This is a genomic window from Sinomonas sp. (genome assembly GCF_051955515.1).
In the GTDB taxonomy this organism is placed as follows: Bacteria; Actinomycetota; Actinomycetes; order Actinomycetales; family Micrococcaceae; genus Sinomonas.
In genome coordinates, this window is record NZ_JBQCGQ010000023.1 from 1 (window position 1) to 9,255 (window position 9,255).

At 67.4% G+C, this 9,255-nt stretch carries 7 protein-coding genes; 5 read left to right on the forward strand and 2 right to left on the reverse strand.

The annotated features are described in order from the left end of the window. The first annotated feature begins 264 nt into the window (after nucleotides 1–264). Genes ACTHL9_RS01135 through ACTHL9_RS01145 form a run of 3 tightly spaced genes read left to right on the forward strand, consistent with a single transcriptional unit; the run spans nucleotide 265 to nucleotide 4,576 of the window. Nucleotides 265–1,710 carry a glycoside hydrolase family 5 protein gene (locus ACTHL9_RS01135; RefSeq protein ID WP_440516788.1) on the forward strand — a complete coding sequence of 482 codons (1,446 nt, stop codon included), beginning with the start codon at nucleotides 265–267 and terminating at the stop codon, nucleotides 1,708–1,710. 3 nt (nucleotides 1,711–1,713) lie between these two features. After that, nucleotides 1,714–2,817 (forward strand): zinc-binding dehydrogenase, encoded by a 1,104-nt coding sequence (locus tag ACTHL9_RS01140; RefSeq protein WP_440516789.1) that lies wholly within the window; start codon nucleotides 1,714–1,716, stop codon nucleotides 2,815–2,817. Between the two features lie 49 nt (nucleotides 2,818–2,866). After that, complete coding sequence (locus ACTHL9_RS01145; protein WP_440516790.1) at nucleotides 2,867–4,576, forward strand: IlvD/Edd family dehydratase; 1,710 nt, start codon at nucleotides 2,867–2,869, stop codon at nucleotides 4,574–4,576. 72 nt (nucleotides 4,577–4,648) lie between these two features. Here ACTHL9_RS01145 and ACTHL9_RS01150 read toward each other — a convergent pair whose 3' ends face one another. Both ACTHL9_RS01150 and ACTHL9_RS01155 read right to left on the reverse strand, forming a co-directional pair. After that, entirely contained in the window at nucleotides 4,649–5,512 is an 864-nt protein-coding gene (locus ACTHL9_RS01150; RefSeq protein WP_440516791.1) for an SMP-30/gluconolactonase/LRE family protein, read from the reverse strand. Further along, the gene (locus ACTHL9_RS01155; RefSeq protein ID WP_440516792.1) at nucleotides 5,509–6,303 is read right to left on the reverse strand and encodes an SDR family NAD(P)-dependent oxidoreductase; all 795 of its coding nucleotides are present in this window, start codon (nucleotides 6,301–6,303) and stop codon (nucleotides 5,509–5,511) included. Before ACTHL9_RS01155 ends, ACTHL9_RS01150 begins: the two co-directional genes overlap by 4 nt. Before the next feature lie 140 nt (nucleotides 6,304–6,443). Between ACTHL9_RS01155 and ACTHL9_RS01160 the strand changes: the two genes are divergently transcribed. After that, nucleotides 6,444–7,475, forward strand: a complete 1,032-nt coding sequence (locus tag ACTHL9_RS01160) for a LacI family DNA-binding transcriptional regulator (RefSeq protein WP_440516793.1) — start codon at nucleotides 6,444–6,446, stop codon at nucleotides 7,473–7,475. A 256-nt stretch (nucleotides 7,476–7,731) separates the two neighbouring features. After that, on the forward strand, nucleotides 7,732–9,108 hold the full coding sequence (locus ACTHL9_RS01165; RefSeq protein WP_440516794.1) for an ABC transporter substrate-binding protein: 1,377 nt from the start codon (nucleotides 7,732–7,734) through the stop codon (nucleotides 9,106–9,108). Nucleotides 9,109–9,255: the final 147 nt, after the last annotated feature.

A 9,255-nucleotide genomic window follows, 5' to 3' on the forward strand; every position in this document is an offset into this window, starting at 1 on the left:
ACGCCGAACGGGTCATTCCCCGTCCACCCCACCGTCCACAGGCCGAAGGTGAACTTGTCCTCACGGGCAGGAATCAGGGTCATCGCACGCACCTCACCGGGCTAGTCTCCAAGCAGAAGAAGAATTAGTAAGTGTCCTGAACTATATGGCGATGGGCGAGGCCGGTCAACGCTTGACAGGAACTTAAGGCGTTTCCTAGCCTGTCGTTCAACGAAAGTAGTCGTAATTCAAAAGAAACTTTTCGCCGACAGTGAGGTCAGAGGCATGACAATTGACGAACGCCCGCCGGGATTCGTGCGCACCGAGGGTTCCCAGTTCTTCGACGGATGGGGAAAGCCGATCCGCTTCACCGGGGTCTGCGTCGGCGGATGGCTCAACATGGAGAACTTCATCACCGGCTACGCCGCGAATGAGACGCTCATGCGCGAAAAGGTTGCGGACGTAATCGGCGCCGACCGTGCAGAGCGCTTCTTCGACCGGCTGCTCACCGCGTTCTATGGCGAGGCTGACGCCGCGTTCCTCGGCTCCCTCGGGATGACGATCATCCGCATCCCCGTCAACTACCACCACTTCGAGTCGGACGAGAACCCGTTCCACATCCTCCCGACGGCCTTCGACCATCTTGACCGCACCATCGAGGCCTCGGGACGGCACGGCGTCTACTCGATCATCGACCTGCATGCCCTGCCCGGCAGCCAGAACCATCACTGGCACTCGGACAACTCGACGCACGAGCCGCACCTGTGGAGGCACCCCCACTTCCAGGACCGAGTGGAGAACATCTGGAAGGCGATCGCGGACCACTACAAGAACAACACTTGGGTGGCCGGCTACAACCTCATGAACGAGCCCGCGGACGAGACACGTGCCGTGGTCGGCCCGCTCTACCGCCGGCTGTTCGAGGCCGTGCGCGCGATCGACCCCAACCACACGATCTTCCTCGACGGCAACACGTACTCGACCGAGTTCGACATGTTCGACGCCGAGCCGTGGCCCAATACCGTCTACAGTCTGCACGACTACGTGGCCTCCGGACTCGGGCGCGGGGGCGACTACCCGGGCTACACGGACGGCACGTACATCGACAGGGAGTACGCCCGCAACAAGTTCCTCCAGCGCTCCGAGTACGCGCGCCAGACGGGAACGCCGATCATGGTGGGCGAGTTCGCGCCGATCTACACAGGCGTCGAGCCCGTCGACGCGATGCGCCGGCAGATCCTCGCCGACCAGCTCGAGCTGTACCGCGAGTTCGAGGTCAGCTGGACCAGCTGGATGTACAAGGACCTCGGCCGCCAAGGCCTCGTGAACGTCTCGGAGCAGTCCCCCTACCGCCAGCGCTTCGACGAGTTCGTCGCGAAGAAGAACCGGCTCGCGGCCGACCAGTGGGGCAGCGACCGGCTCGGCGGCGAGGGCGTGCACGAGGTCAGCCAGGCCGTGCAGGATCTCATGGAGCGCGAGTTCCCGAACTGGACCCCGTACCCGTGGGGCCGTTTCGACACCGTCGCAACGGTGCTGAACAACATCCTGTTCGCCCAGCCGCTCGCCGACGACTACGCCGAGCTGTTCCGGGGACTCACCGACGAGGAACTCGACGCCCTCGCCGATTCGTTCTCCTTCGAGCAGTGCGTGGTGCGCGAGAGCCTCCGCGACCAGCTCGTCGCCGGCCAGGACGCCCAGGCCGTCCCCGCGGCCCCGGCCGAGCAGGCCTAGGCCGTGCGCGCCGTCGTCCTTCGCTCCCCCGGCGAGCCGCCCCAGCTCGAGGACGTCGAGCTTTCCGCGCCGCGCACCGGCGAGCTGCTCGTTCGCATCGAAGCCGCGGGCGTGTGCCACAGCGACTACCACTACATGACCGGCGACCTGACCGCCCGTCTGCCGCTCGTGCTGGGACACGAGGGCGCGGGGATCGTCGAGGAGGTCGGGCCGGGAACATCCGGCCGCATCCGCGTCGGCGACCGGGTAGCCCTTCTCTGGCGACCCCGCTGCGGCCGTTGCGACGCGTGCGTCTCCGGCAATCCCGTGCTCTGCGAGCTGGGCGGGGTGCAGGCGGCGGCGGGCGGCCTTCCCGACGGCACCTCGCGGCTTTCACTGGGCGACGGCGGTGCGCTGCACCATTTGATGGGCGTCTCCTGCTTCGCGGAGCGAGTGGTGGTGAACGAGAACGCTGCTGTCGCAGTGCCCGACGGCGTCCCGCCGGAGATCGCCGCGATCTCGGCGTGCGCCGTCATCACCGGTGTGGGCGCCGTGTTCCACGAGGTGCGGGAGGCGGCCGGCCGGCCGCTCCTCGTCCTCGGTGCGGGAGGTGTCGGCCTCTCGAGCGTGATGGGCGCGGCGCTCGTCGGAGCGCACCCGGTCATCGTCGTCGACGTCGACGAGGCCAAACTCGACCTCGCCCGCGAACTCGGCGCGACCCACACGGTCAACGCCCGGGAGGACAACGTCGTCGAGCGCGTCCTCGAAATCACCGGCGGCGCAGGGGTGCCGTGGGCGATCGAGGCGATCGGGCGGGACCAGACGCTTGCGCAGGCGCTCGCCTGCGTCGCACCTGGCGGAACACTCGTCGCCGTCGGCCTCGGAGCCGCGGGCGCCGAGTTCCCGGTTCCCCTGAATCAGCTCGTGCAGCGGCAGAAGCGCATTGTCGGCTCGCTCTACGGGTCGAGCAATCCGCCGCTCGACATGCCGCGCATCTTCGCGCTCTATCTCGCCGGCAAGCTCCCGCTCGACAAGCTCGTGGGCGATCGGCTTCCGCTCGCCGAATTCGGCGAAGCGTACCGGCGGCTGACAGCGGGCGCCGTCGGGCGCGGAATCCTCGTGCCCTAGGGCAGATCGAACGATAGTGCAGCCCTAGCCCAGAAGGAGAAATGACAACATGGTCCGCTCACAGGGCTGGTACGGCGGCGAGGGCCGCGACCCCTTCATCCACCGCGCATGGATGCGCCGCGGTGTGCCCGATCACGCGTTCGACGGTAGGCCGCAGATTGCGATCGCGAACACCGCGAGCGATCTGACGCCGTGCAACATGCACTTCAACGAAGTTGCCGACTACGTCAAGCAAGGCGTGTGGGAGGCGGGCGGCGTGCCCGTCAACCTGCCCGTGGTCTCGCTCGGCGAGACGGTCGTCAAGCCCACCGCGATGCTGTGGCGCAACATGGCCGCCATGGCCATCGAGGAGATGCTGCGCGCAAACCCGATCGACGCCGTCGTGCTCCTCGGCGGGTGCGACAAGACGATCCCCGCTCTCCTCATGGGGGCGGCGTCAGTGGACCTGCCCGCCGTCGTCCTCCCCGGAGGACCCATGCTGAACGGCTACTTCCGCGGCGAGCGGATGGGCTGCGGCACCGGGGTGTGGCAGCTCTCCGAGGAAGTCCGGGCGGGCACGCTGCCCGCGGCCGAGTTCGAGGCCAGCGACAAGAAGATGATCCGCAGCAAGGGCCACTGCAACACGATGGGCACGGCCTCGACCATGGGCCTCCTCGCCGAGGCGCTCGGAATGACGATCCCCGGCATCGCCGGCACGCCCGCTGCGGACAGCCGACTGCTCGAGGGGGCCCACACATCCGGTCGGCTCGCGGTGGAGCTCGCGACCGAGGACCGTCGCATCTCCCAAGTGATCACGAAGGAGTCGTTCCACAACGCCATCGTCGCGCTCGCCGCGATCGGCGGCTCGACGAACGCGGTGGTGCACCTCCTCGCGATCGCCGGCCGGCTGGAAATCGACCTCACCCTCGAGGATTTCGACCGCATCGGCGGGAAGGTTCCCCTGCTCGTCAACCTCCAGCCCGCGGGCCGCTACCTCATGGAGGACCTCTTCCGAGCCGGCGGCTTCCTCGCCGTCCTGGACCAGCTCGCCGACCTGCTCGATCCGCTCGCCCAGACCGTCACGGGGAAACCCCTCACCGAGTACCTCGGCGGTCACGGCGTGTGGGACCGCGACGTGATCTCCCTGCGCACCGACCCTCTGCAGGACGACGCCGGCATTGCAGTTCTGCGGGGAACCCTCGCCCCCCGCGGGGCGATCATCAAACCCGCAGCGGCCTCGCCGGAGCTGCTCGTGCACACGGGCCGCGCCGTCGTCTTCGACTCGATCGAGGACGCCCACGAGCGTCTGGACGATCCCGACCTCGACGTCGACGCGGATTCGGTGCTCGTTCTCCGCGGCTGCGGCCCGAAGGGCTATCCCGGCATGCCCGAGGTCGCGAACATGCCGCTACCCCAGAAGCTGCTGAAGCAAGGGGTGCGCGACGTGGTCCGCATCTGCGACGGCCGCATGTCGGGAACCGCGTATGGCACGGTCGTGCTCCACGTCGCCCCCGAGGCCGCCGCGGGAGGCCCGCTCGCCCTGGTCCAGGACGGCGACCTCATCTCCCTCGACGTGCCGAACCGACGCCTCGAACTGCTCGTCGATGAGACCGAACTCGCCAATCGGCGGACGGCGCAGCGCGCCCTCGACGGGTTCGCACAGGCCGACCGCGGCTGGCAGAAGCTCTACATCGACCACGTGCAGGGCGCCGACACGGGAGCGGACCTGGACTTCCTCGTCGGCTCGAGTGGATCCGCGGTCACCCGAGAATCGCACTGAGTATCTGTACCCGAAACGTAAGAATGCGTTTCGGGTACAGATACTCACCCCTGAACTCATCCTCCGCGTGGATCAGCCGGCGTAGGGGTGGAGCGCCGCCCCGCGGATTCCATGCTTCACGGCGAACACGGCCCCGGCTTCGGGCTCGGCGTCCTCAGGCAGATGCTGTCGGGACGAGGTGATGTAGAGCGTGTCGAGGTCCGGGCCGCCGAACGCGGCGGCACTTGTGTGGGTCACGCCCGGCACCTCGACCACCTCGGTGAGCCGGCCGTCCGCGTCATACCGGCGCACTGCGCCGCCGCCCCACAGCGCAACCCAGAGGCCGCCGTCGTCGTCGATCGCCATGCCGTCGGGAACACCGGCGACGTCCCCTCCCAGCTCGACCCGGGGGCGGCGGTTGTGGAAGGACCCATCGGAAGCGTCGAAGTCGAAGACATCCACGCGCTTGGTCGGCGTGTCGATGTAGTAGGCGAGGGTGCCGTCATGGCTCCACTGCAGCCCGTTGGAGATCGTGACACCTTCGAGCGCCGTCGAGACCGTACCGTCCGGCTCGAGCCGGTAGAGGGTTCCGGCACCCGGCGTCTCGTCGTACGCCATCGAACCGCAGTAGAAGCGCCCGCGCGAGTCGCACCCGCCCTCGTTGAGCCGGACGCCGCCGTCGTCGACCACCTCCGGAAGGCTACGTTCCAGGGCGAAGTTCTCGTCGAAGAGCGCGAACCCGTGCTCGGTGGCCACAGCGAAGCCGCCGCCGACTCGGGGGCGCACCACGGCGGCCACCGGGCTGCCGACTTCGTAGCGCCGCGGGCTCTCGAGCGAGGAGAGGTCGACGACGGCGCCCGCCAGCATGTCGACGATGAGCATGCGCTGCCCGGCGGGGTCCCAGCAGGGGCCCTCGCCGTGCCAGGTAATGGGCGCCGTGATCTGTTCCGCCCTCACAGCCAGCCCCCGTCCACGACCCAGGTCTGCCCGGTCGCGAGGCGCGAATCGTCCGCGGCGAGCCACAGCATCATGCGGGCCACGTCTGCGGGGTACAGGAGCTCTGGCAGGCTCTGCTCCGACAGGATCTTCTCGCGCTCCGCATCGCCGACCCACTTCTCGAGCTGGCGCGGCGTCATGATCCAGCCGGGGATCACGCAGTTGACCCTGATGCCGTCCCGCCCCATCTCCCGGGCGAGAGTCCGTGTCAGGCCTTCGATCCCGGCCTTGGCCGTGATGTAGACGGGCATGTCCACGAAGTCGACATGCGCGCTGATGGACCCGAGGTTGATGATGGACCCGCCCCCGGCAGCCTTCATCATGGGCCACACGGTCTGGGCGGCGAAGAAGTGGTGCCGCACGTTGATGGCCATGCTGTCGTCCCACGCGTCGGGATCGATCTCGGCGACTTTGCGCCGGGTGTCATTGGCGGCGTTGTTGACCAGGACGGTGATGGGCCCGAGCGACTCGGACGCCCGGACGATGGCTTGCTGCAATGCCGGGATGTCCCGGACGTCCGCGACGTGGAAGAACGGCTCGGGGTCGCCCCGCTCTGCAATGCTCGCTGCAAGTTTGGTCCCGGCCTCCTCGTCGAGGTCCACGAAGGCGACCTTCGTGCCTTGGGCCGCGAGCTGGGACACGAACTCTGCGCCGAGGCCCGTGGCCCCGCCGCTGACGAACGCGACCCGGCCCTCGAGCGAGGGGTAACGCGCAAAGTCAGATTCGAGATTAGACTCTCGATCGGTCGTCATCGTTGATACCCTTCGTTGCAAGGTTTCTCTAAATCGAGCGAAAACTATCTGAAGAGTCAGGTCATGAGCTCCCCTCACAGCGTCAACCGGCCCAAACCGCCCACCAGCGGGGTTCCTCACGCGCCGCTACCATGAGGGCCATGGTGAACGACGGGGCAGACGATGCGCGGCCTACGCGAGCAACTCTGTCAGAAGTCGCGGCGCTGGCAAACGTATCTGTGGCAACCGTGTCGAAGGTCCTGAATGGGCGCAGCGGTGTCTCCGACGAGACGCGCGCCCGGATCGAGTCCCTGCTCGAGGAGCAGAACTACAACCGCCGCCTCAGTGCGCAGAGCACTGCTCCCCTGATCGAGGTGCTCTGCTTCGAAATCGACAGCCCCTTCGGCGGCGCCGCCGTCTCCGGCATCGAGCGAATCGCCCGCGAGCACGAGATCGGGATGGTCGTCACCGGCGCCGAGGAGTCTCACCTTCCCTCGCGCGGCTGGATCGACGGCGTGCTGCGCCGCCAGCCGCTCGGCATCATCCTGGTCGCCGCCCTCCTGCCGGAGAAGGACCTGGCGCGTCTGCGCAGCCGTGGAATCCCGATCGTGATGATGGACCCCTACGGGGCTCCCACCACGGATGCCCCCGCCATCGGCTCGGCCGACTGGAACGGGGGCTTCCTCGCGACGCAACATCTGATCAAGCTCGGCCACGAGCGCATTGCGATCATCACGGGGCCCGAAGACATGATGGCGTCCACGGCGCGGCTCTCCGGGTATCGGGCGGCGCTGGACGCCGCCGGGATCCCCGCGCGCCGGGACTACATCCGCCCCGGCACGTTCCATCGGGATGACGGCGTCACGGAGGGCCGGGACCTCCTTTCGTCGGCCGAGCCCCCCACGGCCATCTTCGCCTCCAGCGACCTGCAGGCGCTTGGCGTGTACGAGGCTGCCCGCTCGCTCGGGCTGCGGGTGCCCGATGACCTCTCGGTTGTCGGCTACGACGACCTTCCGATCGCGCGCTGGGCGGGACCGCCCCTCACGACGGTGCGAGTGCCGCTTGCCGAGATGGCCGAACAGGCCATGCACCTCGTGCTCCGGCTGCGCGATGAGCCCGAACTCGCGTTCAGCCGCGTGGATCTGGCGACCTCCCTCGTGGCGCGCGAGAGCAGCGCCCCGCCTCGCGTCTAGCCTCAGGCCCCTCGCACAGGCCGTGGACGACGCATGCCCCGTGGACGAAAAGTTTCGAACTTCTTTGTAAACCTTGACGCAAATTTTCGCTGTTGTTAGATTCGTCTCATTCGTCCCAGCCATGAGGCCAGTTCCCCTGGACTCGCAACTCACGACGACGGGGCCTCACTCCAGCCTTGAAGCCCCCAGTACGCCGGGCTCCCCGCTCGGCGCCCATCCGGACACAACGCTGTTTCCGCGACGCAAGAGGACTGACATGCGATTTCCATTCCAATCGAAGACCGCTCTCCGGTCACTCGCTGCCCTGGCGGTAGCAGGCCTGGCCGGCCTTGGGATCGTGGGCTGCTCCGGCAGCAACCAGGGCTCGGCCGGTTCAGCCACAAGCGGCACCATCAACTGGTGGGGGTGGACTCCGACCAACACCAACGAGGCGAACGACTTCATCGCCGCGTTCAACAAGGAGTATCCGGACATCAAGGTCAACTACAAGCTGGTTGGCATCTCGGACTACCAAGCCACGATGCGCCCGGCTTTGGCCTCGGACAACGGACCCGACGTGTTCGACCTATCGCCGGGTGCCTACGTGCAGCAGTTCGGCTCCTACGCCGAGGACCTCAGCTCGGCCGCTCAGGGCGCTCTGGGCAGCGACTGGAAGTCCAAGATCTCCAGCATCGCGGTCGACGGCCTCAGCTCCAACGACAAGCTCACCGCCATGCCGGTCGGCTCGACCTATGCCGGCTCGCTCTGGTACAACACCGATCTGTTCAAGAAGTACAACCTGCAGCCGCCGAAGACTCTGGACGAATGGAAGAAGGTCTGCCAGACCTTCGAGAGCAACGGAGTCGGCTGCTTCGCTCAGGGCGCCGCGCAGGAGGGCTTCGATCAGGACACCCTGCAGGCCATCTCGAACTCGGTCGAGCCGGGCTACTGGACGAAGGCCTCCAAGGGTGACGCGAAGTGGGATTCTCCCCAGATCGCCCAGACGCTGACGATCTGGAAGGATCTCTTCAGCAGCGGCATCATGCAGAAGGGCGCGCTCGGCGCCCAGCAGTACCCCGACGTCAACAACGCCTTCCTCACCGGGAAGTACGCGATGGTGATGATGGGCAGCTGGTACACGCAGTACGCGACCCAGAACGCCATGACCCAGGCTCTTGGATCTGCGGGTGTCGCGGGGGCGAAGCCCTTCCCCATCCTGCCGATGCAGTTCCCTGACGTCGCCGGCAAGGGCAACACGTCCGAGATGTTCGGCGACGCCGACTACGGCCTCGCCGTCGCCAGCAAATCGAAGAACAGGGCGGCCGCGGAGACGTTCGTGAAGTGGATGGCCGCGAATGCCAAGGGCCAGCAGGTGGTCGCCGACCGTCTCGACACCACCTCGGTTCTGAAGGGTGTCTCACCCGACTTCACCACCATCAAGTTCGTCGATCCCGCCCAGCAGAGCGGCCCGGTCAATGACTACCTGAAGAACGCGTCCTCGGTGAACGAACATCGCTTCGCCCTTCTCAACTCCGACATTGAGAACGCCTTCCTCGCGGCGGCGCAGTCAGTCGCCAGCGGCAGCGCCACCCCGCAGGCAGCGGCGGCAACGCTCCAACAGGCGGCGGACGCGGCAAAGGCACAGAACAAGTAACGAAGGCCTTGGACCAATGACCCTCTCCACCCAAGAGCGGTTGGCCAGCGCGGCCGGCTCCCCCAGCCGGCCGCGGGGCGGGCGCCGGCCGCCACCCAACGGCGGCCCCACGGTGCGGCCCCCCCGCGGACTCGGGGGGGGGCGCCC

Bases quoted from the DNA above. Each gene is read 5' to 3' on its own strand.
- ACTHL9_RS01160 (WP_440516793.1), top strand. From the start codon at position 6,444: ATGGTGAACGACGGGGCAGACGATGCGCGGCCTACGCGAGCAACTCTG.
- ACTHL9_RS01135 (WP_440516788.1), top strand. From the start codon at position 265: ATGACAATTGACGAACGCCCGCCGGGATTCGTGCGCACCGAGGGTTCC.
- ACTHL9_RS01145 (WP_440516790.1), top strand. From the start codon at position 2,867: ATGGTCCGCTCACAGGGCTGGTACGGCGGCGAGGGCCGCGACCCCTTC.
- ACTHL9_RS01165 (WP_440516794.1), top strand. From the start codon at position 7,732: ATGCGATTTCCATTCCAATCGAAGACCGCTCTCCGGTCACTCGCTGCC.
- ACTHL9_RS01155 (WP_440516792.1), bottom strand. From the start codon at position 6,303: ATGACGACCGATCGAGAGTCTAATCTCGAATCTGACTTTGCGCGTTAC.